The sequence below is a fragment of the Legionella lytica genome, assembly GCF_023921225.1.
Classification (GTDB): domain Bacteria; phylum Pseudomonadota; class Gammaproteobacteria; order Legionellales; family Legionellaceae; genus Legionella; species Legionella lytica.
Window position 1 is genome coordinate 245,643 of record NZ_CP071528.1, and the last position, 25,886, is coordinate 271,528.

A 25,886-nucleotide genomic window follows, 5' to 3' on the forward strand; every position below is an offset into this window, starting at 1 on the left:
CAGATGAATGAGCTTATAAGTAGCAAAAAACGTTCAGTTTCTAATTAGCAATCAAAAACTAATTAATACAATTTGTGAATTTAAATTTATCTCTACAACAAGAATTTTAGCTGCAATTCTTTACAGGTCGTGGAAAAAACAACCCAATGGGTTTATATTTCAATCAAATGAGCTTTTATTAATTAGTATTCTTTACTCAATTTAGCTAAGGCATCAAATATGACCCCTCAATTTATCCAACATAAATTACGGCTTGGAAATTTGGAAAATGGCTTAACATATCTTAGAAATATCCCAACAGAACAACTGTATCGCTTGTATGTAGATGGGTCTAAATTAAACGAAGAACAAGGACCTATGGCATATGACAAGCGCAGAGAATATCATGATGAAGTAATCCGTAATGAAAATGAGATACTGAAAGCGTTACAAAGTTTACTTGCCCCCATTCAACATGGAATCGGCCAGAGAGAAAAAGCATTGGAAATTCCTAACGAATTACTTAAAAAAATCCATTTTCGGCTCATCCATAAAAATGATGCTCATTATGATTTAATGTGTGCAGGGTGTATGGAGGGAGCCTCAGGATTTAATATAAGCAGACAGAATCTTTCTAAAGATGGCTTAAGACAATTGTTACAGCGAAGTGCTGACCCTCTGGAAACCGCTTATCGTTATAGTTTAGATTTAGACTCACGAACGCTATACATTAATGATAAAAATGAATGCCTTAATCAATCTTATACCGCAGAACAGCAACACACATTTTACACGCTCATTTATGAAAAAGATGGTTATTTCCAAACCTCTAATAGTGATGATGATGATGAAAATGATTACGAGCACATAATCGAAGAGTATACAAAAAATTTTATTAAACGGTTTGAAGTAGTTAGGAATGAAGGCAATGTAGACGAAGTGATTCGCACCATAGTGGATTATATTCAACGCTGTGAACAGCTCCATCCTTTCCCTGATGGAAATAGCCGTACATTTGTTAATACCCTGATGTGCTACTGCCTCATGCAAGCCGGACTACCTCCTGTCATTTTTGATAAGCCTGCGGTAGTTGATGGCCATTCGATAGATGAGATAACAGCAATTGTTAAAGAAGGGTGCATTAATACTCTAAGATTAATTGATGGAGAGGATGGATTTCATGGTTTCAGTCACAAAGAAATGATGGAATTAAAGAAGGAGGATCCTCATTTAAAAAATATCATTATGCAAAGCTATGATATAAAAGCCAGTTTAGATGAACTCTTAGAGCCAATATTAGGGAAAAACACTCTGCCAGTACATGAAGAACGCGTCGTGGAAATAGATCAATATAAACGAGAAGCATTAGTCCAAGAGATTCGCTCCTTATCCACGATATTAGTTACCGCTTCAGCTCTTTCTTTAACTGGAGAAGAAAGTACGATGGCTGAAAAGATAAGAAGTGAAACCACCGATTTAGAGAGTGCAAGCATAGCTGACTTATTTGAGAAAAAAATGTCTTTATATGCAGCTCTTGATGCAGTTATTAAAAAATGTATGGATCAGGTTAAGATGAGTTTGCAAGATTCCTCCATGCAGATAGACCCAAAAAATGACTTAGAAAGCTGTTTATGTTACTTGCAATATATTAAATTTTCATGTGAAGATCGGCTCTTACTAGGCAAACACCATCATGCAGAAGAGAAATATTTTACTGATCTCACAAAGCATATAGAAGATGTAATCCCGAAGTTGAAGCAAGTTATCACTGAGTCAGAATGCCACAAAATTCGCATGCGATTAAAAAAACTAACAGATACTTATCTTAATGAGCTAAACCCTCAATGTAAAAATTATAATTTAGTCAATGAATTAAAGAATACATTAGAGGGTAAAGATGATAGTGCTTTTAATTGTATTGATAAATTTTATCAAAAATTGAATGAAAAGGATAACCTGCAATCTCTGAAAAGTGATAAGACTCGAAGTTCAGCTCAATTCATTTTGGGGATTTCTATAATTGCTACAACTATAATCACTGGTATTTTTCCTGGGATTCTGGTTATGTGGGCAACAAAAAAATGGCCTACGGAACTATTTGTTACCCATGCAGCTACTTTTGTAAAAAAAGTTGACATGGAGTTTGGCTTCTTTAAGTCGTCTCATGAGCCTAAGAATTCTGAAGAAAACCTGCAGGAAAAAGAAAACACATCAGACCTTGCCCCAAAAAGGCATGTATAACTCATTAAAAATACTTCCGTTGTAAAAAAGATTAAATTGATAAAACCATAAGATTTGGGACAGCTCTCATACATTATATACATTTGCTTAAGCGTCCAGCGGTCTAAACAGCTATTAGGCTACACTCCTTCCCAACGCCACACACCGCACCAATTAGCAGGTGATTCTTGCTCCAAAATTTGACAACGTTCAATATATATTGAAGCTAATTTATCACCAGGATAAGCGGGGGTAAGTGTCATAAAAGCATCCATACTTTGCTTCCATGAACCTTGTTGATATAGGGAAAATGCCTCTTTAAACTCTTGTTTATGTTGTTCGAGACGCTCAATATCTTGAGCAGTGATTAACTCATAAATGGCAATGCTTTCTTGTTTACCCCGAACGGCAACTTCATCCAAAAAGCGAAAAAGAAATTTCTCTGATACCTGAATGAATGTCGCGTGGCTAACAATAATTTGCGTATTATAATACCTATTTATTGATTCCAAACGACTTGCTAAATTAACTGCATCTCCCAATGCTGTGTAATTCAGTCTGTCTTCGGAACCTACATTGCCAACAATAGCCTCACCGGTATGAATACCAATTTTAACATTAAATTCAGGAAACCCTTCAATATCATGCTTTTGATTTAATATTTTAAGCTGCTCCAGCATTATTCGAGCAGTTTCACAAGCATTAAATGCATGGTCTTTATCTTGTTCAGGAGCATTCCATAGGGCCATGATGCCATCCCCAATGTATTTATCCAGTGTGCCTTTGTATTGAATTATAGTTTTGGTCATTAACTCAAAATAATCAGATAAGTAAGTCATTATTTTTTGCGGTGATTTTGATTCCGAAATGGTTGTAAAACCCTTAATGTCAGAAAATAAAAGAGTAATTGTTTGATTCTGGCCACCAACCTTAGCTATTTTTCCGGTATGTACTAATTTTCTGACTACAGAATAAGGAACATATCGTTGAAAGGAGACTAAACTTGACCATAGGGTAGATAATGCTTTATCCAAGTAACTGATTTCTTTTATCATAGTTTTTACTGGTACTTTTTCTTTAAAATTAAACATCGTAATTTGTTTTGATTCTTCAGCTAATTGAATGATGGGATTCGATATTTTCCGAGAAATAATACGAACGAAGATTGCTCCAATTAATAAAATTAAAATAGTTAATAAAATAAAGCCTTCACTTAAATTTTTTAGAGGCTCTATTACGTCATTTTCCGGAGTAATAATTAAAACATGCCAAGGCTCTATCCTTAGTTTATTAAATATCGGTTGGTATGAAAAAAAATATGTCTGACCTTCATATATATAAGATTGTATTTTTGAATGAAGAGGGGTGCTAAATATCGTTGATGGAATATTAAGTTTTTTTAGTAAGTCAGGCTCTAATTTTTTTCCTAGAATATTTTCTGCAATGTGTGGAGCACGAAAAGCAATGACATTGGATTTATTATTAATAACGAAAATCATAGTATTTTTCGTGAGCTCCAGCTCCCTTATAAATTTTTGCAGGCGATTAATGGCCAAAGCAATTGCAACAACCCCTTGCAGATTATTATTACTATCATAGATGGGAGCTGCAACAGCAATACCGGGCCGTTTACCAAATAAATAAAATTTATATATGTCCGTCCATATGGGTTTTCTATTGTATACCGCCTCTTGATACCAAGGGCGCATTCTGGGATCATAGGGAAGAGTCATCGACTCTGTTTTAATTATTTTTCCGTATTTATCCAACTGATAGCCCATGTTAACGAACGGGGGTTTTGAGTTAATTGTGTGGATTAATTGTAATCCGCTTTTTTCCTCTCTGTTGATATTAAAGAACTGTCCATTTTTTGCCCCATAGTGAATCATAAATATGTTGGGGTTGTCTTGAATTGTGTCGAAAAGAAATCGTGCAAATAACTTAGGGTTATTAGAATTGATAGTCTCATTACTCAGCGCTTTTCTTATTTCCATTATGTTATGGCTCAAGGGAGCCAAATAGGCTTTAAATCGCTCATTAACGAGCAACGATGTTTTTGTAATTAAATCTTTTGCACTATCATTAAGAATCCTATTAAACGCGACATAATTAATACCAATAATGGTAAAACCTATCGTACCGAATAAAAGCAAAAATAAAGTCATAATACTAATGCGTATGCTAATTTTAAAATTATGAGCCATAATTTGACCAAAGTTACCCAGAAAATATTATCTAAGCCTAGCTGGATTCAACTGATAAATGCAACTTCTGTTTAAGATAGACCTATATCAATATATTAGGTGCTCCGGTAATTCCCCCGAAAAATATTTGCCCCCAAATTCAAGACACGATAGTTCAATTAGAAAAGGAGTATCGAGATTTTTTTTTGCAATCCATTATTAGATTTATCAACAAACTCCTATACTTTTTTTGCAAAAAGGTCGGAGGAGCATTTTGAAACTGTTTTTGAACAAGGTATATGCTTGACCATTTGAAAGGGAATTACCAAGAGGGTAAAGCTCAAGTTAATTTTTAAACCGTTAAAAGGTGTAGTTTAATTGAATTTTAGGCGATCACAAAGGATTTGAATAGCAGCGCAGCTTTTCTATTACGGTGCTGTTGCAGCAATAAATTCAACTCATAGCCCTCATCTACAGCACTTCATGGAGTTTAACTTTCTGAGTGTTTGTTATTTCCTATGCTGTTAGAGCCCACTAATCTGTGGGGCAATTGGCCTGCTCTTTTAAGCGCTGAGCTCGGCTAATACATTTGGCTCTAATAACAATGTCTCAAGATGATCCAATTTTTTTTGGGAGTTAGGTTCGTTTGCTGAAAAAAATACTATCTTTCTATCAGGATCAATTTGTTCTGTCACTAAATGATAATTTGTCTTTCGATTATTAAATAAACTCGCCTGTTCCTTCCATGTCATATAACATTTACCATAAGTAAATAATGGTGGTGTATCCTCAGCGCCTGCTTTATCTATTTGCCAAAATCTCTTATATAAATCCATTAGAGCTACCTCTTTTTGCGCTTTTCTTATAATTGACGATGTGGGGCCGTTGAAAATGATTTTAACCTCGTCACGAATAGCTTTTAAAATCGGAAATAGTGGTGATTCTTCACACGGAAGTTTCATTTTTTTAAAGTCCGTCATCATTTGATGATGAATTTCCATGTTGATATGTTCAAAGAGCGGGCGTGACTCCGCTGTTAATACCTTCGACACAAATTCAGCACCATGCTGCGCCAGCCATTTATTTACTTCATCAGGCGATTCATAATGTGGCGCATCGCCACATAATTCTATAGGAGTTATCGAGGTTAAATCTAGCTTAGGTTCGAGTTCATCAAACCCCTCAATCGCATTTGAAGTGCTGCCTAAGGCTAATGAAGTTTTTACAGAGCTCAGAGTAGGTAAACGACCATTACACAAACCTATAATATCAGGGTTTCGTAAAATCCCAACGGAGTATTTAATTATATACATATCCTCTTGCGATATCAGTATTTGGTTTAAAGCACCAATGCGATACGTCTTATTATAATCCCAAGGTATTTCTACTTTTTTTGTTCCTACTATCATCAAAAATGGAAACCAAACTCCCGAGTGCCCCGAATTCTCACCTGTGGAACAATAATAAGGAATGCCGTCTACTACAGTAATACAGCGTTGACAATAAATGATGGTAGGATAAGCCATAATATATTCCTTATGATAAAAGGTTAGGCGTTGATGCTTTGCTAAAATATGATGATTTTATTAAGGCCTGTCTGGAAAACTCATCATCATCTTCTGGAGCATCATAAATACAACTATCTGGTTCACTTAGCTCCGGAAAGCTGTAATCGGCGACCCCCAAGCGTCTACGTGGGACGCCCTGAAAGGGGAAAGCGAACAACTCGCTCTAACCCTTCTGGAGTGGTTATCGTGCGATCTAGGGGATTAACTTCTCTTAAATCGTGCATTTGAAGGGCAACGCATATACTAATCTTAAAATAAGGGCTGTTCGCAACTATCACCTATTCTTCAATAGTCTTAGGTTCAAGTGAGCTGCTTTAAACTCAGATAAGCCCAGGATTATAGCTAATTTAAAACGGAATGACAAATTATTGGACATTTAATTAGGGAATAGAATTGAAACCAATAAGCTAAGGAGCGATACAAAGCCCATTCGCCAGATGGATGGGTTAAGGGGTTGAGCATCACTCGCATAAAGGTCTTAATAATCGATGGAAAATACCCATCAACGAAGAATCCAACTTCAAAAGTCTAAAGAAACTTGGCAAGACGCTACCCTTTTATGCTATTTTAGCTCTGGAAATAATTGGATTTTACCTGATATCCTTACATTGGTTATTTACTTTCTGTAGCAAAAGGACGAAGATTATGCGAGGAAAAAAAGGATACTTTTGTAAACGCTCCATACTAACAGTGTTTACCTCCTGTTTGATGCTGTCGAACGTGCAAGCAGGTACACCGTTATGGACGCTTACCCCACAAACACCGACTGATATTACTGTAATTAAAGGGAAGACTGAACAGGTTATTTACACTGTTCATAACCAATCGTCTAAACCGAAAACATTATTAATGAAGTCTATTAACGGTATTACGCAAAACGGGCCTTGCCACCTCACACCCAAAGGTACTTGCACTCTGTCTTTAGACATCAATGGCTCGGTTATCACAGGCGATGTATTCGGAGGTCCTGTATTGTGCCAACAGGGGAATTTAAATCAATGTTATCAACCCAGTGCAAAGGATAGCTTACACATTAAATTGACACAAAAATCGCCGGTAACGCTATACACAGCGTTCGGACTTTATTCTTCCTCAGACGGGCTTAGCTATCCAATGTTAGCGCAGAGTACCGATGGAGGGAGTCACTGGTTTTATAAACTAGACAGCGCCACCACCTCACCAATGGAATTCATTGATGAACCTATCATCGCAAGCACCAGCTGCTCTGAAAGTATCTGCGTAGCCGTGGGGGACTCTATTGCGGACAACATTATATATCCGATGCTGGTGCAGAGTACGGATGGGGGTAGCAACTGGTCATATAAACTAAACAACACCTCTACCTTGCCCACGAACTTTAGTGACTATGGCCAATTCTTTGGTAGCAGCTGCTCTGGGAGTATGTGCACTGCAGCCGGAGGCTATCTAAGCACAGACGGAGCCATATATCCGTTGTTAACGCAAAGCATCGATGGCGGGAGTCACTGGTTTTATAAACTGGATAGCACTTCGGCACCAACCAATCATACTTTTGGGGGATTTTATAGCACCAGCTGTTCTGGAAGCATATGTACAGCAGTCGGTGCCTACACAGCTACTGACGGCAGTACATATTCGCTGTTAGCGCAAAGTACCGATGGAGGGGCTCACTGGTCTTATAAACTGGACAGTACCGCGGTCTTACCCACAGCTTTTAGTAATAACGGACAATTTGTAAGCACCAGCTGCTCTGGAAGTACCTGTACAGCAGTCGGTTCCTATAGAGCTACTGACGGCAATACGTATTCGATGTTAGCGCAAAGCACCGATGGAGGGGCTCTCTGGTCTTATAAACTGGACAGTGCCACGGTCTTGCCCACTGGTTTTAGTAATAACGGTCAATTTGCAAGTGCCAGCTGCTCTGGAAGCACCTGTACGGCGGTCGGTTCCTATAGAGCGACTGACGGCAAAACGTATTCGATGTTAGCGCAAAGCACCGATGGTGGGGCTCACTGGTCTTATAAACTGGACAGTGCTACGGTCTTACCTACGGGTTTTAGTAATAACGGACAATTTGCAAGCACCAGCTGCTCTGGAAGCACCTGTACGGCGGTCGGTTCCTATAGAGCGACTGACGGTAATACGTATTCGATGTTAGCGCAAAGCACCGATGGAGGGACTCACTGGTCTTATAAACTGGACAGTGCTACGGTCTTACCTATGGGTTTTAGTAATAACGGACAATTTGCAAGCACGAACTGCTCTGGAAGTACTTACACAGCAGTCGGTTCCTACACAGCGACTGACGGCAGCACGTATCCAATGTTAGCGCAAAGTACAGATGGGGGTAATCACTGGTCTTATAAACTGGATAACGCCACCACTTTACCCGGAGATTTTAATGGTACCGGTACTTTTTTAAGCACAGCATCATCAAAGTAGCATTTGAATAGGCGGGAAAGAGTCTTTACCAGGCTTTAGGGCGCAGAGAGCCTCGGCAGCAGCCGAAATCCAAATTTCTTTGCGCTCTAAACGCCTTGTGGATCAGATGTTTCAGCCAGTTAAAAATGGGAGGATTACCGATGTTCAACTTCTCATTGCTGATGGAATCAGTGCAAGAGATACCAGGCCGGCAAATGTAAGTAAACTACTCTTTATAAAAGTAGAAAAACGAAACTATTTTCCCACGTTGGTGGCTAGTGTAACCGCAAGTGAACTTGAATCACTTTTGATGGATGAAGTTAAAAATTTAAACGAGACATCTTCTGCGTTAACATTTTATGAGTGTGTGATTCCTTCCCACAATATCTACGACTCAATAGATGAGTGCCATCCTGATAGTATGCCTAGCCTCCAAAAACTAACATGATAAGAGGGCAGGCGGGCGGCTTAAATAATTAATTAAGGTCTGATTAATTCCATTATTATATCTAGTAAATTCTATAATCCGGACTGATTTTCAATTTCCCTTCGCCTAAGTTTCGTACTAGGACTCAAATCCATACTGTCTATTTTCAGGTGTATTCCAACTAGCCAGATTAAAAAAATCAAAGCTCCTCACTTCGAATTTTTGGAACCAATCTAAAATTTGATCCGCTCAGAGTTTGGGAAAAAAGGGTAAGTGTTGTTCATTATTTGAATTCAGGCCAGCATTCGACCTTTATCAGTATTTATTGGAGTACACGCGTGTAATTCGTTTGAACAGCATCAATAACTTAATGTTGAGCTTGTTTTCTAAATCGAGTACGTTCGTTTGATATTTACTCAGAGGGCTACCCTGTTTTTTTCGAGCAAATAAAATATAATTTCCACTGTGAGAAAGACCTGCAAATAGTTCGGAAAAATAACGTTGTAAACACTGAATGAAGCGTGAATCATGCTCTGGAAGCTGATGATAGTTCACCACCAGCCAACCATTGTCATCCAAAATACGAGCGCATTGGAGAATGAATTTTTTTTGTCCTTGAAAGGGGTTCATGCCATGAGCTTGATACATGTCTGCAAAAATAATCTGTGTGCTTTGTACGTCGCACTGTACTAATGCTTTTTGTGCGTCAGAAATGACGACATGAATATTGGGATGGGTTGGCATTAAAAAGAAATTGAGAGCCACTTCATGCACTTTCTTACGGAGCTCAATGGCACAGATAGTGCATTGAGGCATGAGGTAATGAAGTGAGTGAAGAAGACATCCTCCGCCCAAACCTAAAAGGATCACGTGTTTAGGGTGAACAAACGCTAAGACTAAGAGCATGATTCGAGTGTATTCGTGTGCAGGAATATGTGGTTCGTTTAAATTCAAGCAGCTTTGTTCATAAATGGGGTCAAAAGCCAGTACGCGCCTCACATTCCTATCAATGACTAATATCTCCCCCCAACTGTCTCTGGTACGATAAATAATGGGATCGCCCAAAAAGTCTTTTTCATTTCTATCAGAGCGAGCAGATGCTGAAAACATGGTATTCCTTCAGGTAGCAGAAGTGCCTCTAAGCACTCAAAATAAAATCATCGGAGGATTCGACTCTCAGCACAACAGATTTATAAAATTAGAGGTCTTGTCGAAACAGATAATAGGAATTATACCATATACTGATATACTTCCAGTACGATTTATAGCCTGCTTTTGGCGTTTGATGGGGACAACTTGAGGGGAGGAGGTGAGTAGAACGGCCAGATCACTCCGACCGAACCCTCCTCAGAACCGGACTTGCGGAACTACCGCATCCGGCTCCCGATAGATCAGTGCCCCACACATGTTCAGCGAGAAGGAAACATTGATATAGTTTTCCCTGCTTTTGGGAATCCTATTGCTTTAAGCATCAAATTGAAACGCGTCCAACTCAAGGAGTTTGGACGGATTATTAAAAGCCTGCTTATTCTTCGATATATTGATGATGTGGAATTACGACAGGCTGTTGAAAACAGTTAAATCGTATTGAACTACCAAATAAATTCTCAAAAGCCATTCTGTTTGGTAACAACCAGGAAATTCAATACAGCAGCAGGGAAGCACTATTAACTATTATTCGCAATGGGTCGACTTTAATCCGGCATTACGTCAATTTGTATGGGGAATATGACTTTACTCGGGATATTGAAAAACAGGATATGTTGTTCGATATGCATAAAATATTAGCACTTAAAGTCGCCTAGCTATCTCATTGCCAGTTTGGTCTGGATACGCGGTAAAACCCCTCATTGCAAAATTTTCTTCTCTTGAGACAACTATTTACTTACAATGCCTATATTTATTACATGCAATGAGATTTAGATGCAACAAAAAACTGATCATTTTGATTCTAGAATTAGTGTGCATACAGCCCTAAATTGCATAAAAAGCGGTGATGCTCTTGCCAAAACCATTGACTCTAACAAACAGGATGTAGGAACCAATTTTTAAGTAATAGAGGTATACTAAAATCCCAATATACAACAAAAAAGGTATAATTGATGGAAAGAACATCTAATGATCCACTACACGGCATTACCTTAGAGGCTATGTTAAATAGTTTGTTGATTTGTTATGGCTGGGAAGGCTTGGCGGAAAGAGTCAAGATTAATTGTTTTTCTTCTAACCCCAGCATCAAATCAAGCCTTAAATTTCTGCGGAAAACACCATGGGCAAGGACTGAAATTGAAACTCTTTATCGTGATTTCTTAAAAAGTAAAGATTGCGACAAATCATAATTACTGGAGTAATAAATAATATGAAAGATATTTTCATTAATAAAGAACATGTTGAACTCTTTAAAATCCTTAAATTTGAAGATATTGCCTCGAGTGGAGCAGAAGCTAAAGAGATGATAGCTGCGGGTACTGTAATGGTAAACGGCAAAATAGAAAAACAGAAAAGAAAAAAGATGGTTTCAGGAGATACGATTGAATTGAAAGGTGAAACCTTTCGGCTCAAGTTGGGTTAATTAACATTTTTCTACATAGATTTTAGTAAAAATGGCCTGTGGAGGAAGGAGCACTTGATATAATTACATCAAATTTATGAAAAGAATTATGCGAGATGATTAATCTCCATGGGTAGTCTAGATCTGTAAGTGCTAATTAGGACGTAACTAAATTTTTGAAAGAGGGTAAGTGAGACTTTCTACCAAATATCACTCATTAAGTCTGATTACTGTGATAATCAGACCTTATTTAAGATGCGTAGCTAAGTCACTCTCTGTGATTGACATGGTCTTTGCTTAGCGAAACCAATAAATGCCTGCAAAATACTCGTAATTTATATTTCTAATTTAGAGCCCGTATTTCCACCATAGAAGTACTTTTAATTCCTAGGCGATTTGCTGCCGCATAAGAAATATCTATAATTCGTCTACTATAAAAAGGACCTCGATCATTAATACGAACCACCACTGTGCGTCCATTGTTTAAATTCGTAACTCGTACACGGGTATTAAATGGAAGCGTAGTATGTGCGGCCGTCATAGAATACATATTGTATCTCTCTCCATTAGATGTCTTATGGCGATGCAAGCGATTACTATAAAACGAAGCCAGGCCTCGTGCTTTATATCCTTTTGCAGATTTAAGAGGTCTATAGACCTTGCCCTTAACTTTATAAGAAGCTACTCCATGTTCGTGATGATTTGCTTTTATACAACCGGTTAAACTAAATAATAATCCTGTAATTATAAAATATTGTATCGTTTTAATGGCTAATCTCATGATTACACTCAAACACCAAATAAGTCTGCAAACATATCATATTGATTAAAATATGGCGATACATTTAATGTTCCTTAGTATTGGATAAACAACACGCGTAGTTGGATGAAATGTGCGATTTAGAATAATACAAAGAAAAGAATGGACATCTAACATACCTTAAACGATTAAGTAGATATCCGATAGAAAAGAAATTTGACTACAACACTGAGCACAGCACATTGCAACATTGCTTTATCATCATCAAGACCAAAAACCAAGACTATTGTCTCGGGAATGCCGAGACAATATACCGTTAGATCGTGTCGTCAAATTTTAAAATTTAAATTGATGGCCCCGTTCATGGAATTATTACTTCATACTTGATTAATTCAGAAGTGGTCTCACCACATTGAGAATTTAAATAGTAAGTATACTTGCCAGATTGACCAGGAAGCGTGTTTTCAGTCCAGGTTATGGCAGCGCCCTTCCATAAAAGTTGTTGTACCCAATTTCTGACCTGGTATTCATTTATCGGTAAACTACCTTCTGGTTTTTGCCATTTTAAAGTGACACTTTTCTTATCGGTAGTATAGGTCGATGTGATATTAGCTGGTGGCTTACATATACTTGGCGATTTTACATTATAGATTTTAATGCTTTGTACAAGCATACTGGCGCTCTTCATGTGTGGGTTTGGAGCACCTGCGTAAGGTCCTCCCATTGCTAAATTTACAATCAGATAATAGCCACCCTCAGGATTATTAAACCCTCTGCTTAAAGCATTGGCTCCATCCGCAGGTAAGCTATCGGTTTTAAGCGGTCCCCAGATTTTTTGATTATCAAAATATCCTGTAATAATATAACCATTTTTAGTGCTTTGGCTGTCCTTTTCCCATTCAAAGCCCCATTTATGAAACTGATTATATAATTTGTCGCTTTCCGTTTTGGTAACTAATCGATATCCTGGACCTTTACAGTCACCACCGGTACAACTTGGAGAATTACCATTAAAATGAAGCGCTGCAGTACTGACATTAAAGTCAGTATTTTTAGGATAAGCCTCCATAATATCGATTTCACCATTATTCGGCCATTGACTATCGTCTGTAGGCAATAACCAAATCGCCGGCCACAAGCCCGTATTATAATTGGCAGGATTTTGCTGAGTTTCACAGGAGCCATCATCACTGGTTTCACAGCGAGGTAATTTGGCTACAACCTCAAGATAGCCATGGCTCGTCGTGCTGGTATCCCAAGTGGCTGAATTTATCGGGGAATTATAAGGAGGACTTTCGAGATTTCTACGCGTCATAATCTCGCCCGAAAGCCAATAGTTATCATTGACCTTTATTGCACTTAATTTGAGTTGCCCGGGTTGCTTTACATTGTCCCAATACGGTGCAACTAAGGTAGTATCGTAAACATTAATTTCACCAGACTTACGATGATCGTAGTTAGTGGAAGCGTAATAATTTAATCCCTCTTCATTTTTATCAGTAAGGATATTGCGGGAGAAGCTGCACTGTTTATTTTGATCAAAAGAGCAAGGCATTGCGTGCAGGAAGTGAGGAAAAAGTAATGGTATGAGGGCAACTATCTTGTTCATAATATCCGTATTTTTTAATTAATGGCTTAATTGTATAGAAGATTCCTATTAAAAATGCAAATTGACCTCTGGCAAGGATCTTTGTAAAAAAGGCGCAGAATAAGGCGCATGATTAAATGGGGTTAATTCTCTTAACTGACGGCCCTCCCATGTACCAAAAAAACGTAACCCTGTTTAAACGAAAATAGAAAAATAAGTTATTTGCACTTATTATAGTTAAATCAATTGTGCCTCTAAATAAAATTCGTGATAATAAACAATTAATACACAACTGATTAGCAACCAATGCTGAACATTCAAGAAAATATTGACTTAACCCCCTTAAATACATTGCGCTTAAAATCAACGGCGTCTCAGTATGTTGTCTTAAATCAAGTCGAGCAATTAGATGAACTTAGAGAAATCATCTCTAAGTTCTCCAAGTTCTTTATCTTAGGAGGCGGAAGTAATTTAATTCTACCTGCCCTATATCAAGGCTTAGTTATTCATAATAAATTACGTGGTATCACAATTACTAAAGTTGGCCAAGAACAGATTGTTACAGCAATGGCTGGTGAAAATTGGGATGTGTTTGTGGCTTATTGTAACACTCATGGTGCTTTTGGGTTGGAAAATTTAAGCTTAATCCCCGGCACGGTGGGTGCATCGCCAATTCAAAATATTGGTGCATACGGAGTCGAGGTTAAAGATTTTATCAAAGAGGTTCTGGTATATGATCTTCAAACTGCAAAACTGGTTAGCCTTAGTAACAGCGAATGCCAATTTAGTTATCGAAACAGTGTTTTAAAAAATAATTCCCGTTTTATAGTAATTAGCGTCAGTTTTACTTTATTAACGGAACCTAATCTTAATGCTAATTACGGTGATGTTGCACAAAGGCTTTCATCGTTAACTAATCCAATCCCCTATGACTTGCGTAATATAATTATTAATATTCGTCAAAGTAAATTACCTAATCCCGACGAGCTAGGTAATGCAGGTAGTTTTTTTCATAATCCTGTTATATCAAAGGAAATCGCACAGCAATTATGTATTCAATATCCTAGTTTACCGACGTTCCCCACACATGATCCTGAGAAAGTTAAAGTATCAGCCGGCTGGCTGATTGATAGTTTGGGTCTGAAGGGATTTCGACAAGGGAATGTTGGTATTTACCAGAAGCATGCGTTGGTTATGGTAAACTATGGTGGTGCTTATCAAGCAGAATTATTGGAGTTTGCCGATTGGATTCAATCGAAAATTAAAGCGCATTATGATGTGGAACTTAACATTGAACCTATTATTTTAAATTGAATTCTCTGCGCTCACGACTAATCCTCGTGCAGGCATTGCTGTAAGGCCATAACTATTTAGCGAATTCACCTCACGAATACCACTAGCTTTTTTGGGCAACCCAAACGGTTGCTTCTCCGCATTCTGGATCTCTTATTTTATGCACTAATACTTTAAAATTATTATCCATGAGAATCTGTTTATATTCTTCCGTAGAAAGCGACGCGTGGTATAAATCGTGTCCACCATTATCACTCCATACCTCACTGTATTCGGGTCCAGACGTAAAAATTAATAAACCAGCTTGCTCAACAAAGGAAGCCAATAACGTTAATGTCTTACGCTGATCGTCATGCGGTAAATGGAAAAAACTATGCCAAGCAATAACTGCATGAAATTTTTCTGGTAAGTCCAAAGTGCGCATATCTGCTAAAAGCCATCTTCCTTTTAAAAATCGTTGCTTGCACAACTCAATCATTTTTTTGCTAGCATCTACTCCGGTTACTATATACCCTTCACTACTATTAACTCAAGAAATTCGCTGATCAGCCCCATAGCGACAAGATAATCGTATCAAAAGTAACAAAAAGTGGAAAATTTAATAAACAGGTAATAAACTAAATATATTTAATGATTCATTACGGTATAAATTGATTTATATTTACACTTAAATATAAGATAACAATTGCGCTCTCTAAGTGGGGAGCGTTGACAGAATAGGTAGTCATGGAGGACATAAATGAAAATCTGGCGATTAATTGTTGTTGGTGTTTTATTGTTACTTTCTTTAAATATAGCAAATGCAGCGGGCACTAATATCGTTAACTTTTCTCAATTAGTGCAAGCTGTTGAAAATGGCAATGATGTTAGAGCAATTATCCATTTTGATAACTGTCTGGTGACTGAACCATCACTTAGAAGGCAAGTTGCCAGACGATTAGATGGTGCTACAACGCGATTTAATTTTACCCATTATTTTCATGCTCAAGAAACTATTAATGAACGATTAATCGATACAGTCACCACCTCGATGAAGATTTTTATAGAACGACCTACAGGGGAATCTTTAATTTTATCTGGTCGTTTAAATGTTTTTGAAGATAATACCGCAACACTTCACCTTAATTTCTTTGACCCCGTTTTGCAAAAACAACAATTGGTTGTCGATTGGACTTGTAACATTAGTAATGGTCAAGATAATAATGGTTTAGTGTTATTTGATATTTCCTAATTACTATTTTTAATGGCAATAGCCCACTACCCTACCTGCTGGCCAATTTCCGGGAAGGACGCTCTCCGATTGAAGATAATTTTAATAAGATGCTTGATCAAAATAGCCTTGAGCTTGGTTTGTGAGACTGGGCCGTAAAGCTCAGCCTCCGTTTTTCTCGACAGGTAACTAGATGCTTTGACTAGAGAGTTTTTTCATAATTTCCTCAATAGGCAAACCCATCACATTGTAATACGAACCTTTAATTTCTTTAACAAAGGTATCATGCACGCTCTGGATGCCATATCCCCCTGCTTTATCAAAAGGATCTCCGGAATCAATGTAGTTTTGTATTTGTTGTTCCGTAAGCTGGTGAAAAGTAATCTGCGTTGCCACGTAATCAATCCACCATCGTTGCTCTGGTAAAAAAACCAGAGCATAACCCGTATAAACCGTATGCGATTTTCCACTGAGCATACTTAACATTCGGTATGCATCTTTGGTGTCGTGTGGTTTTTCTAAAATGTGATCTTCATAAGCTACAGTGGTATCTGCTGCAAGAATTAGATCTGCTGCGCCCGCATCAACCCGCGGCAAAATAGCTTGTGCTTTTTCCCTTGCAAGTCGAGTTACATAAGCTTTCGCCTCTTCCTCTTTTTGCTGAATCTCGTCAATATTTGCGGGCATAACAACAGCCGCCAATCCATGTTCCTCTACTATTTGTAAGCGTCTGGGAGAGGTACTCGCTAAAATTACTTTTAATAAATGAATCGGTTTCATAAAAAACGCTCATGAGCTTAAAGGGCTAATTTTATCTGTCACTTCGTGCAGAAAAAAGCTTAAGACAAAAAATTATTTTTTAAGCTTTATACAAAAGGAATCATTGCAAAATTAGCTTGCAATTACTAGCCTGATGGAGTTGCCCCTATAAAACCGGACCACTTAGCCCTCCTTTAAACCTCTGATAAACTGTCTTGGTGCCATCATTTTTAGCCCTTTATGAGGAGCATTTTCATTATAGTCATGAAACCATTCAGGTAATTGTTTCATGAGGGTATGAGCATCAAAGGGGTCACTAAAAGCCACATAATCTCTTTTAAACGTTTTAACGAATGCTTCAGCCATACCAGGGATTTATTATTTAACCCGCATCAAGATCAAACGATTCAACGAATTCACGAAGAAGACGCTGAGCATATTTATGTGATTCAAGACAGTACATTTTACAATTATACGAATCACAGTGCCAAAATAGATATGGGTGTTATTGGTAAACAAGGACGATTCACCCAATTAGGCTTGCTTCAGCATACGGCACTTTGTATATCACAAGATGAAAAGCCGCTGGGCATCATAGCACTTGATTTTATCGGTTACGATGCCAAAGGTAATCATATTCTTGCTAAAGAAAAATTGTCTTCATTTTGGATCAAGAAACTCTAAACAATCCAAGCAAAAACCTCCGTACTCTGAATTTGAGACTACATTGCTTGAAGAACATGCTAAGTTTTTACATGTTAAATTGGATGAGTAAAATTCATTTTTGCAGTCAATAAAACGGGGAGTTTCGTAACCACCCTACCTTTCTCCATAAGGCATCCAAAAATCAATACTAATAAAGTGAAGTAATATTGTTAAGTTTTCTTAATTAAATTGCTATACGATTTATCGAGATTATTAACAGAGGTTAATGATGTCAGAGAGCGCCATCAGTCACCACCATCTCTAATTGAATCTAAATATGGGCGTGGTTATATTTTGTTCGCTATAATTATAGGTACAGACATGGAGGTTGATATGGCTTTTTTCAAAAAACAAAATTTTAATTTTGATACCTTAGACTCTTTAGATGAAATCAAAGGAAAGCACTTTTATTTAACAGGTAATTTTATACAAAAAACTAAACAAGAGTTTGCAGAAGAGATCATCGGCCTTGGAAGAAATTGTCAAGACTTAACAAAAAGGCCTGTGGTAAAACCCAAAGACAAAGATTATCTAATTATAGGGGGTAATGCTTATCACGATCCGAGTCATGGTAATAATTACAAAAAAGTAAAATCCTGGAATGAAAATAATCCTGATAAAACAATCCCTATTATTCACCAATTACATTGCGAAGAGTTGCTTGAGAAATACAGAGAGCTGAATCTTACCAGCCCACCAACGAATTAATATACATGTCTACTAATTTATAACATCGTGCAGGTAAAAAATTCCTGAAAATGAATTTTATAAGAACACGCATTTATATCCATGCGTATCGGATTATTAAAATCGACTTAGTAGACAAAGAGGGTAATAAATAAGCTATAAAAGAATCCAGCAGAACAAAACTTTGAACCCTGGGGTTTAGGTGGGGGGCAAACGTGTCAGTTCAGGCTTCCCACGATTAACGTGATATAGCACAACACCGACAACAGAACGCGCTCCATAAAAAGCTTATCGGTTCAAACATTTTGTACTGCTGGCTTATAGTAAGTATAGCACTGGAATTGAATACTACTAAATTTATACCTTTTTTATCAGCAAATCACATGGAATCCTAGAGGATAGAATCAATATTGCTATTTGCATGGAGGAGCTCAAAGATAGTGGATTGAAGATAATACGTGTAGGTTCATGGAAATATTATAAACAATCGTTAGAGTACACTCTATTGATTGTTTATAATATTTCTATGGAGAAAAACGCAAGCATCGATCTGCTCTCTTTATGTTCACCCATAGGAATAGCAATATCTTTTTGGTCCGTAGGATTTCAAACGCTTAGTTGATAAAAATAGTTATAAAATTTATTATTCTTCAATTCCAGTGCTATACTTACTATAAGCCAGCAGTACAAAATGTTTGAACCGATAAGCTTTTTATGGAGCGCGTTCTGTTGTCGGTGTTGTGCTATATCACGTTAATCGTGGGAAGCCTGAACTGACACGTTTGCCCCCCACTTAAACCCCAGGGTTCAAAGTTTTGTTCTGCTGTTAACTTGCCATTGCCTCGAAATTAAAAGAGATGACACAGTTATTTAAACACTACCTGGCAATTAAGCCATTACATATTCCAGAAACTTTAATTTCAATTCTTATTGGTGTCTTTGTAATATTTGGGACTTATTATTTCATTAAAAAAGTGTTTTATGCTTTAAATAAACAAGACGATAAATAATTTTATAGAATTTTTTTGTGGCTGGAAGATAAAACTATCGTTGAATACCATAATCAGACCTTGTAGAGTAATTATTGACCTCCGGCCGGGATCTTTGTAAAAAAGAGTCATGTCCATACAGAGACACAGTAATTAACTGAATCAAAAGATTTTTTACCTATAATAGATGACCCTTGATAATATTAACCCAAATAGAAATGGTTGGCTTTGATATAAAATATTAAAAAAAATGGTATATCTGCGGTATAGAGTAAATAATTTGATTAATATTTAATCATGACCCTTTTTTACAAAGATCCCGGCCGGAGGTCCTCAGTGAGTAAACCGCAAAAACTGAAACTTACAAGTTGATTTATTTTTTTAAGGAGATGATTGGAAGGAATAATTTTTGCTAAAATTTGAATTATCTACTCTAAAAAATTGACCTTGCATAAATAAATATAACACACTGAAAATAAAAGGATTAGATCATTATCTACAGTGTGTGTAAAGGTAGCTCATTACTAGAAATTTTAATTTAATAATGAGTCGATTTCTTCTGGAGTAGGTCTTGTTTTACCCCAATATATGTATATTAAACGGCCGGAAGCTCCAGAATGCCCAGGAACTTGATCGCTAGCCTCTGCTTCCACTATAGCTTCATGATGATTTTGATCTTTGTTAACCCAAAAACCATCTATACCAAATAAATCACCAGATTTAACCTGAGCTCCACGTTGTTGGTTAGGTTCGTTATTCATTTCCTTTCTCCTAAAACATGATCCATCTTTTTAAGTATAGGTGCTTGGATAATGCGGTATTATCGTACACATATGTATTTACACATATTTTTCAACAGGCCGGGGGGATTTCTTTGCTTCCCTATTCTATTTATCGATCAAACAAAAGGAAAAGATAAAAAAATGTAAGAAATACGGTTAATTATTCTAAGTTCTTATTGGACAATACTTATATTTAACTTGATGAATGGAAATAAATTCCCGCAAATATGCGCGGCAACCTAGCCAATCCTATAAGTCATTAACTTGTATTGACATATTAATGTCTTCTTCGTCCTCATTCCTTTTAGATCACATCTAACAAGCTTTTCACCTTTGTAGAAATTTTAACTTTATAATAGGTATTTCGATTTAATTTAAAGCTTTTACATTCTGGTGTGTTTTTAGGAAATTCTTCAATCGCACTTTGACCGGTGGATTCGCTTTTTATAAAGAAATGTGAATCACCATTATGCTGAAATATAAAGGTGGGAGGCTCTGTTGATTCTGTATAGTTAGATTGTTTTTGGATTTCCATATAATTTTCCTTATTTTTAGTTTGGCAAAAGTATACCACAGCGAATTTACAATAGGGTTTTACCGCATTCCAGCCCAAACTGGCAATAAACAAATTTTATTTCATAATCGTTTAGTTATTACTGCAAAAAGATGCTCAGGCAATATATCAATAGTGTACACTTTATTAATAGGTAGGAAATTATAAGCAAACGCCTCTCATATGACTTAAATTTGAACATTTGATAGATGACTATCAAAACCTATAGATTTAATTGATATGATCAACCATCAACTATACTTATACTTCTATACTACATCCCACATGTTATAAAATGAACAATACAGATCACAATAAACTTTTTGAACATTTAGAAAGTAAAGGTGTAGAGGAAGTAAGATTGGACCTTGCACAAGGGCGGTATGGGGAAAAAAAGCAACGCTTGTGGAAGATTAGTTAGAGCAAAAGGTGATTGCCTCTGATAACAACATCGCAACCGTGCCCTTGAAATTTCTGAAGCGGCAAACCAAATAGCAAAATCTAGCAATAAAATATCTATCGCCTCTTTTAGTAGTTTCATTCTCCGTATAAGCTAATCTTGTTACCAAGACCTGCTTATACGACTAAAACCAAATTAAGAGCAATAGTTTATCAGCTCTGATTATTACGATTAATCAGTTAAATTATTAATTAAATTGAGCCCTAGGATCCTTTATTTATCCATCTTGCTAAACTTAAGTTAAATAAGTTTATGAATGGATTTCATATGCATAACAACAGCGATGATACTCAAGCTGATTTAGAGCAGCACTTATCACAAATTAAAGAAATAAAATCTGAATTTATTAAAACTACCCGTTTTTCTCAAAGTTTAATTATAGTACTTAATAGCGGCGGAATCGTTGCTTTGGTAGATTTTTTTACTAATATTAATTCCCCACCTCCAATTTTTATCAAATTTGCATCTATCTTCTTTGTTTTAGGCACTATCTTCGGTATTTTTACACTATTCGGTGATTTTATAAGCGGATATTTCCTTTATAGTAACCTCTTAAAAATTAGAACAAAGGAATTATTAATTAAGTATTATTGTGATAAAGAACAAGAAAAGATATTGAATAATATGCGTAGTGGGCTATCCACTTTGATTATATTGGGAATTATGAGTCCTATATTATGGCTTTTAGGCGTTGCTTGTATTTTTGCATATATATTAAATATGCAATGCGCTATAGCTATGCTCTTTTTATTTATACTACTTATAGTAGGATTGGGTTGCTTTTTATTCTACAGACTGAAATCAAAGTTTGAATGGGATTGTCTCTCGTGACCTGGACAACACCATAGCAGTGGCCCCGTTGTAAAAAAATTGAATTGATAATCGTTAAATAGAATTAGTAAAGAAACAGGGTCGTCATTATTCTACGGCAATCTCGCCTAATTTTTCCCAAACATATTCCTAGAGTCTGGTAGAAATTTTTATTTCATGCACGATAATTGCCTATTATTAGTTGTTAATGGAATTAAGCTCGAGAGTAAAAATTGCTCTCTTTTAAAAGCAAGCCTAAAAAACTCCTTATGATGCCCTATAATATCTATAATATAATTAATAATAATATATACTTAGATTCTGCTTCACCCTCGTAGAATTTTCTTGACTTTACGTTATAGATACTTTTTGTACTTACTTAAACTAAGGCCCAAAAATGGAAAATTTAGATGTATTTAAAGAATTAATAACTGCAACAATTAGTCCATTTAATGCACAGATTATAAAAGCGGTTTTTAATTACGACATAAAATACGACCTCTATCAATGCAAACTTTACTTATCAGATGCTAGATTTTTTATTATTGAAATGCATCATCGGTCATTCCGTGATTATAGAGATACTAATGATTCAAAGTCGAAAATGGATTTTTTGGGTGAGTCCCAAAAAAATATTAAACGCTACTTAGAAAATGAACAATTTCATACTCCATTACGCATAACTTTTGGTACTATTAACTAAAATTTTGCTGGAAGTTTCATTCAAAATTACATTTACCTCCTAAAAAGATCTAATATATTGATAAAGTGTCTCTCTACTAATACCTAACTCACGAGCAAGAACGGCTTTTTTCTCGCCTCGCTCAATCCGCTCTCTTATCATATTAATTTGCTCATCATTTAAAATTTTTTTCCGGCCAGGATAAGCCCCCCTTTTTTTTGCTAGTTCGATTCCTTCCCGCTGTCTTTCTTTTAAAAGTGATCTCTCAAACTCCGCAAAAGCCCCCATTATAGAAAGCATCAAGGTTGCCATAGGAGAATTTTCATTAGTAAAAATTAAATTTTCTTTGAAGAATTTAATACAAATATCCCTTTTCGTAACTTCATTAACTAAATTTCTTAAGTCAACCAAATTGCGAGCGAGCCTATCCATGCTATGGACAACGATAGTATCTCCATCTCGAACATAATTTAATAATGCCTTCAGCTGGGGACGCTGAACATCTTTTCCAGATGCTTTATCGATAAAAACTTTATCTAACTTTATGCCCTCTAATTGGCGTTCAGTATTTTGATCAAAACTACTTACGCGAATATATCCAATATTTTTTCCAGCCATAGTTTTAATTACCTAATAGTGTCAGGTTAAATTCTATAACCTTGACCATGAAGTGTCAATGTTTTTAAAAAGTATATTTTCCTGACACCATTTTTCAACACACCCCTGACGTCCATTTAGGGTATACTTTAACCTGACAGTTAATTTAGTAAGAAAAAATTTTAGCAATCTATAATCCAGCTAAACTACAATTAAATCAAAGAGGACTTTGTCCACAACACTCTCAATTAACAAGGATTGAGATACAGTGAATAATTTCTATTGAGTTTCAAAATTCTTTTAAATGATGGACCGAGCTCGTTCATGAGGATTCTATTAAAAATAGCTCTAACATTTCTAATGAATCAATAATTTCCGTTTTTGATAAGCAAGGAATATCTTTTTTGAGTCTTGCTTTCACTTGGTTTGATGCGCAAGGGTTACCTTGATCAGTAACAAAGTAATCTACAAATGGTATAGCCATGCATTGTTGAATATCAAAAAAATCATTTTGTGTCCATTTTTTGCCTTTTTGTTCGTGTCTTATATGTTGAGTAAAAAAACACATAGAAAAAGATAAAAAGTCGGATGGAGAACTATCATCTATTTGATGAATAATCCCGTTTATAATCGAGATCATATTTATATATTGTTTCATATAGTTTTGTGATACGTAATTTTTCCAGTTCCTGCCAATACCTTTGCTTCCCCAATTTCTTGAGATTCCTTCATTGGATTTTCCCCATTGCTCAAGAAACTTTCTGCTAAAAAGCTCTTTTCTGTTAAAAATTTCATCTCTAGTGCTTAAACGAATTAATTCCGATATATTATTGCTTTTAATATAACCAATAAGGTCAATTAGCTTGGGAAGCCCTAAAGTAAGAGAGTGCTCCATACAATCATTAAAATTCTGGGTAATAAAACCTGGATCTATGCTGTCTTTATTTAAAAAAATAAATAATTCTCTCTCAAAAAGAAGCTTTGGTTTTTTAAGATAAAGCAATTTACATTTTTCCAGAAAATCCGCAACATCCAGAACCTTTTCCTTCAGCTCCCCTTGGGTAATTTCTAACAAATTAATAAAAGAAAACAGCAGCTCTATTTGATGAGATTTCAATTTTTTTGCCAATATTAAATCTTGATTTTTTACTAGTTCTTGAATATGGTTATTATCTAAATAAATGCGCATATAGCACCATCCATTATGCCAGACCAACACTACTTATGGACAAGTACCTCATAAAAGCAAAGCAAATCACTCTCAAAAATCAAGGCACACTTATACATTGCATTTAGTGGATCTTGCCGAGCCTTATCCTAAAGGCAATTGGTTGCAATGGCGAGAGAGCATTCCTATTTTGTAGTTGTTTGCCTCTAAACCAAAGACAATATCGGCTTGGAGTCAACGTGTTTGCTGGGCTTGACAGTCCAGTCTAACTTTAAGTTTAGATAAAAGAAATTGTTAATGAATAGTCCACGTAATAATAGCGCCTGAATAGTAGGAGATTTTACTTTGATTACCATACCATCGTTGCGTAATAGGTAAGGAAAGGCCGACTTGCAGCGTCATTTTAGGGGTAGAAAACCAGAGCGATGGGGTTGCATAAATAATATTTCCCCCAGTATTAGGAACAACACCTGAGCCTAATTTGGTTTTATCGCTATATTGGCCATTCAATTCCACTAAACCAAAGAATATGTATTTCTTTTCCAGGGATTTAATAGTACGCCCTACTCCTAAATTGTAATAATATTGTGTTCCTTGCTGAATGGAATCATATCTTTCGATGAATAATACACCTGGAGCAACAAAACCATACCAGTCAACTAAGGTACGCGCGTAAGTTGAGCCAATAAAATAAGTCATTGCATTAAAATTAGAAGGCGCATTTTCTTTCGAAAATCCGGAGGTACGGCTGGTTGGATTAAGTTTCTTCGACAACTCATCTAAATTACTGGTAGGAACTGTAGGGGAGAAAATAATTGTAGCTTGATCTGAGTAGTATGCATTTTCCTTACTGTAAAAGGCATATTCTAAATCGAAAACCAAATCCCCCATTCCAGACAGTACTTTCGTACCATTTATATATTTTAAAGCAACGGGAACGGTCAACAGTACAGAAGCAGAGTCGGTTATCCCATAGAGAAAAGAGGGAGTTCCCTCAATAATACTCTGCGTTTTACTGTATAAGTAATCAGGAGAATAAGAAATAAGCAATTGATCTTTATCAATAATATTTTGACCAAAAGAGAAAAATGGACCGGGTTGTTGTGAGGAAGATAAGGAAAAATTTCCGATGGATGGAGGCTGAATCGCTCTTGCCATGTTCACCCAGAATATGAGTAGTAAAAATACCCATCCTCGTTTAGAGCTTAAAAAATTGATGTGGTTTGACATAGCATCCTGCGTTTTCAACCCTATGCGTAAAAAAATTTAAGCCCATATTAATTAATAAAGCTTAATTGATGCAAGCCTTTAAGATCTATTTACAATCTGAGAAAGAGTGAAACAACAAGTAGAGCTTAATGAAAATGATGCGACCTGTTTAGCAATGGGATTTAAATTGCTTGGCAACATTGTGCTTGAGAATAGGAACAAACCACTGCTTACTGATCTTGGTAAAGCCTTACATACGTTTATTAATCAATTGAAGAAAAGTGGATAATCCAACCGCGGGCAAGC

At 36.3% G+C, this 25,886-nt stretch carries 25 protein-coding genes and 1 pseudogene; 13 read left to right on the top strand and 13 right to left on the bottom strand.

Annotation, left to right across the window (positions count from 1 at the left end):
* Positions 1 to 219 precede the first annotated feature (219 nt).
* Positions 220 to 2,220: a Fic family protein gene (locus tag J2N86_RS14905; RefSeq protein ID WP_252582495.1), complete on the top strand. Its 2,001-nt coding sequence runs from the start codon at positions 220 to 222 to the stop codon at positions 2,218 to 2,220.
* A 119-nt stretch (positions 2,221 to 2,339) separates the two neighbouring features.
* On the opposite strand, the gene J2N86_RS14910 is transcribed toward J2N86_RS14905, so the two are convergent.
* Both J2N86_RS14910 and J2N86_RS14915 read right to left on the bottom strand, forming a co-directional pair.
* Positions 2,340 to 4,403 carry an adenylate/guanylate cyclase domain-containing protein gene (locus J2N86_RS14910; RefSeq protein WP_252582496.1) on the bottom strand — a complete coding sequence of 688 codons (2,064 nt, stop codon included), beginning with the start codon at positions 4,401 to 4,403 and terminating at the stop codon, positions 2,340 to 2,342.
* 542 nt (positions 4,404 to 4,945) lie between these two features.
* Positions 4,946 to 5,908 (bottom strand): hypothetical protein, encoded by a 963-nt coding sequence (locus J2N86_RS14915; protein WP_252582497.1) that lies wholly within the window; start codon positions 5,906 to 5,908, stop codon positions 4,946 to 4,948.
* Positions 5,909 to 6,595: 687 nt separating this feature from the next.
* Between J2N86_RS14915 and J2N86_RS14920 the strand changes: the two genes are divergently transcribed.
* Both J2N86_RS14920 and J2N86_RS14925 read left to right on the top strand, forming a co-directional pair.
* Positions 6,596 to 8,371 carry a sialidase family protein gene (locus J2N86_RS14920; RefSeq protein ID WP_252582498.1) on the top strand — a complete coding sequence of 592 codons (1,776 nt, stop codon included), beginning with the start codon at positions 6,596 to 6,598 and terminating at the stop codon, positions 8,369 to 8,371.
* A gap of 106 nt (positions 8,372 to 8,477) precedes the next feature.
* Positions 8,478 to 8,798 (top strand): hypothetical protein, encoded by a 321-nt coding sequence (locus tag J2N86_RS14925; RefSeq protein ID WP_252582499.1) that lies wholly within the window; start codon positions 8,478 to 8,480, stop codon positions 8,796 to 8,798.
* Between the two features lie 294 nt (positions 8,799 to 9,092).
* Here the strand turns inward: J2N86_RS14925 and J2N86_RS14930 are convergent, their stop codons facing one another.
* On the bottom strand, positions 9,093 to 9,887 hold the full coding sequence (locus tag J2N86_RS14930; RefSeq protein ID WP_252582500.1) for a polyamine aminopropyltransferase: 795 nt from the start codon (positions 9,885 to 9,887) through the stop codon (positions 9,093 to 9,095).
* An 813-nt stretch (positions 9,888 to 10,700) separates the two neighbouring features.
* On the opposite strand from J2N86_RS14930, the gene J2N86_RS16145 reads away from it, so the two are divergent.
* Genes J2N86_RS16145 through J2N86_RS14940 form a run of 3 tightly spaced genes read left to right on the top strand, consistent with a single transcriptional unit; the run spans position 10,701 to position 11,349 of the window.
* Positions 10,701 to 10,829, top strand: a complete 129-nt coding sequence (locus J2N86_RS16145) for a hypothetical protein (RefSeq protein ID WP_289781857.1) — start codon at positions 10,701 to 10,703, stop codon at positions 10,827 to 10,829.
* Positions 10,830 to 10,879: 50 nt separating this feature from the next.
* On the top strand, positions 10,880 to 11,116 hold the full coding sequence (locus J2N86_RS14935; RefSeq protein ID WP_252582501.1) for a VF530 family protein: 237 nt from the start codon (positions 10,880 to 10,882) through the stop codon (positions 11,114 to 11,116).
* Positions 11,117 to 11,136: 20 nt separating this feature from the next.
* On the top strand, positions 11,137 to 11,349 hold the full coding sequence (locus J2N86_RS14940) for an RNA-binding S4 domain-containing protein (RefSeq protein ID WP_252582502.1): 213 nt from the start codon (positions 11,137 to 11,139) through the stop codon (positions 11,347 to 11,349).
* Positions 11,350 to 11,671: 322 nt separating this feature from the next.
* Here J2N86_RS14940 and J2N86_RS14945 read toward each other — a convergent pair whose 3' ends face one another.
* Both J2N86_RS14945 and J2N86_RS14950 read right to left on the bottom strand, forming a co-directional pair.
* The gene (locus J2N86_RS14945; protein ID WP_252582503.1) at positions 11,672 to 12,109 is read right to left on the bottom strand and encodes a septal ring lytic transglycosylase RlpA family protein; all 438 of its coding nucleotides are present in this window, start codon (positions 12,107 to 12,109) and stop codon (positions 11,672 to 11,674) included.
* A gap of 340 nt (positions 12,110 to 12,449) precedes the next feature.
* Positions 12,450 to 13,697: a glycoside hydrolase family 16 protein gene (locus J2N86_RS14950; protein ID WP_252582504.1), complete on the bottom strand. Its 1,248-nt coding sequence runs from the start codon at positions 13,695 to 13,697 to the stop codon at positions 12,450 to 12,452.
* A 285-nt stretch (positions 13,698 to 13,982) separates the two neighbouring features.
* Between J2N86_RS14950 and murB the strand changes: the two genes are divergently transcribed.
* Positions 13,983 to 14,990 (top strand): UDP-N-acetylmuramate dehydrogenase, encoded by a 1,008-nt coding sequence (gene murB, locus J2N86_RS14955; protein WP_252582505.1) that lies wholly within the window; start codon positions 13,983 to 13,985, stop codon positions 14,988 to 14,990.
* 82 nt (positions 14,991 to 15,072) lie between these two features.
* Here the strand turns inward: murB and J2N86_RS14960 are convergent, their stop codons facing one another.
* Positions 15,073 to 15,477: a class I SAM-dependent methyltransferase gene (locus tag J2N86_RS14960; protein ID WP_289781861.1), complete on the bottom strand. Its 405-nt coding sequence runs from the start codon at positions 15,475 to 15,477 to the stop codon at positions 15,073 to 15,075.
* A gap of 231 nt (positions 15,478 to 15,708) precedes the next feature.
* Here J2N86_RS14960 and J2N86_RS14965 point away from each other — a divergent pair, with 231 nt between their 5' ends.
* Complete coding sequence (locus J2N86_RS14965) at positions 15,709 to 16,200, top strand: hypothetical protein (RefSeq protein WP_252582507.1); 492 nt, start codon at positions 15,709 to 15,711, stop codon at positions 16,198 to 16,200.
* Between the two features lie 168 nt (positions 16,201 to 16,368).
* Here the strand turns inward: J2N86_RS14965 and J2N86_RS14970 are convergent, their stop codons facing one another.
* On the bottom strand, positions 16,369 to 16,959 hold the full coding sequence (locus tag J2N86_RS14970) for a Maf family protein (RefSeq protein ID WP_252582508.1): 591 nt from the start codon (positions 16,957 to 16,959) through the stop codon (positions 16,369 to 16,371).
* A gap of 162 nt (positions 16,960 to 17,121) precedes the next feature.
* Positions 17,122 to 17,307: pseudogene (locus J2N86_RS14975) on the bottom strand (integrase core domain-containing protein); the annotation flags it as partial.
* Between J2N86_RS14975 and J2N86_RS14980 the strand changes: the two are divergent.
* Both J2N86_RS14980 and J2N86_RS14985 read left to right on the top strand, forming a co-directional pair.
* Positions 17,236 to 17,622, top strand: a complete 387-nt coding sequence (locus J2N86_RS14980) for a hypothetical protein (protein ID WP_252582509.1) — start codon at positions 17,236 to 17,238, stop codon at positions 17,620 to 17,622. The pseudogene J2N86_RS14975 and the gene J2N86_RS14980 overlap by 72 nt on opposite strands.
* 354 nt (positions 17,623 to 17,976) lie before the next feature.
* Positions 17,977 to 18,351 carry a BRCT domain-containing protein gene (locus J2N86_RS14985; RefSeq protein ID WP_252582510.1) on the top strand — a complete coding sequence of 125 codons (375 nt, stop codon included), beginning with the start codon at positions 17,977 to 17,979 and terminating at the stop codon, positions 18,349 to 18,351.
* 1,501 nt (positions 18,352 to 19,852) lie between these two features.
* On the opposite strand, the gene J2N86_RS14990 is transcribed toward J2N86_RS14985, so the two are convergent.
* Both J2N86_RS14990 and J2N86_RS14995 read right to left on the bottom strand, forming a co-directional pair.
* Positions 19,853 to 20,080, bottom strand: coding sequence for a hypothetical protein (locus J2N86_RS14990; protein ID WP_252582511.1), 228 nt, complete (start codon positions 20,078 to 20,080; stop codon positions 19,853 to 19,855).
* A gap of 325 nt (positions 20,081 to 20,405) precedes the next feature.
* Entirely contained in the window at positions 20,406 to 20,636 is a 231-nt protein-coding gene (locus J2N86_RS14995) for a hypothetical protein (protein ID WP_252582512.1), read from the bottom strand.
* Positions 20,637 to 21,381: 745 nt separating this feature from the next.
* Between J2N86_RS14995 and J2N86_RS15000 the strand changes: the two genes are divergently transcribed.
* On the top strand, positions 21,382 to 21,945 hold the full coding sequence (locus J2N86_RS15000) for a hypothetical protein (protein WP_252582513.1): 564 nt from the start codon (positions 21,382 to 21,384) through the stop codon (positions 21,943 to 21,945).
* 376 nt (positions 21,946 to 22,321) lie between these two features.
* Entirely contained in the window at positions 22,322 to 22,627 is a 306-nt protein-coding gene (locus J2N86_RS15005; protein ID WP_252582514.1) for a hypothetical protein, read from the top strand.
* Between the two features lie 39 nt (positions 22,628 to 22,666).
* On the opposite strand, the gene J2N86_RS15010 is transcribed toward J2N86_RS15005, so the two are convergent.
* The 3 genes from J2N86_RS15010 to J2N86_RS15025 form a co-directional block, all read right to left on the bottom strand.
* The gene (locus tag J2N86_RS15010; RefSeq protein WP_252582515.1) at positions 22,667 to 23,224 is read right to left on the bottom strand and encodes a recombinase family protein; all 558 of its coding nucleotides are present in this window, start codon (positions 23,222 to 23,224) and stop codon (positions 22,667 to 22,669) included.
* A 301-nt stretch (positions 23,225 to 23,525) separates the two neighbouring features.
* Positions 23,526 to 24,392, bottom strand: coding sequence for a hypothetical protein (locus J2N86_RS15015; RefSeq protein WP_252582516.1), 867 nt, complete (start codon positions 24,390 to 24,392; stop codon positions 23,526 to 23,528).
* Between the two features lie 273 nt (positions 24,393 to 24,665).
* Positions 24,666 to 25,601, bottom strand: a complete 936-nt coding sequence (locus J2N86_RS15025) for a hypothetical protein (RefSeq protein WP_252582517.1) — start codon at positions 25,599 to 25,601, stop codon at positions 24,666 to 24,668.
* Positions 25,602 to 25,707: 106 nt separating this feature from the next.
* Between J2N86_RS15025 and J2N86_RS15030 the strand changes: the two genes are divergently transcribed.
* Positions 25,708 to 25,869 carry a DUF3861 family protein gene (locus tag J2N86_RS15030; protein WP_252582518.1) on the top strand — a complete coding sequence of 54 codons (162 nt, stop codon included), beginning with the start codon at positions 25,708 to 25,710 and terminating at the stop codon, positions 25,867 to 25,869.
* Positions 25,870 to 25,886: the final 17 nt, after the last annotated feature.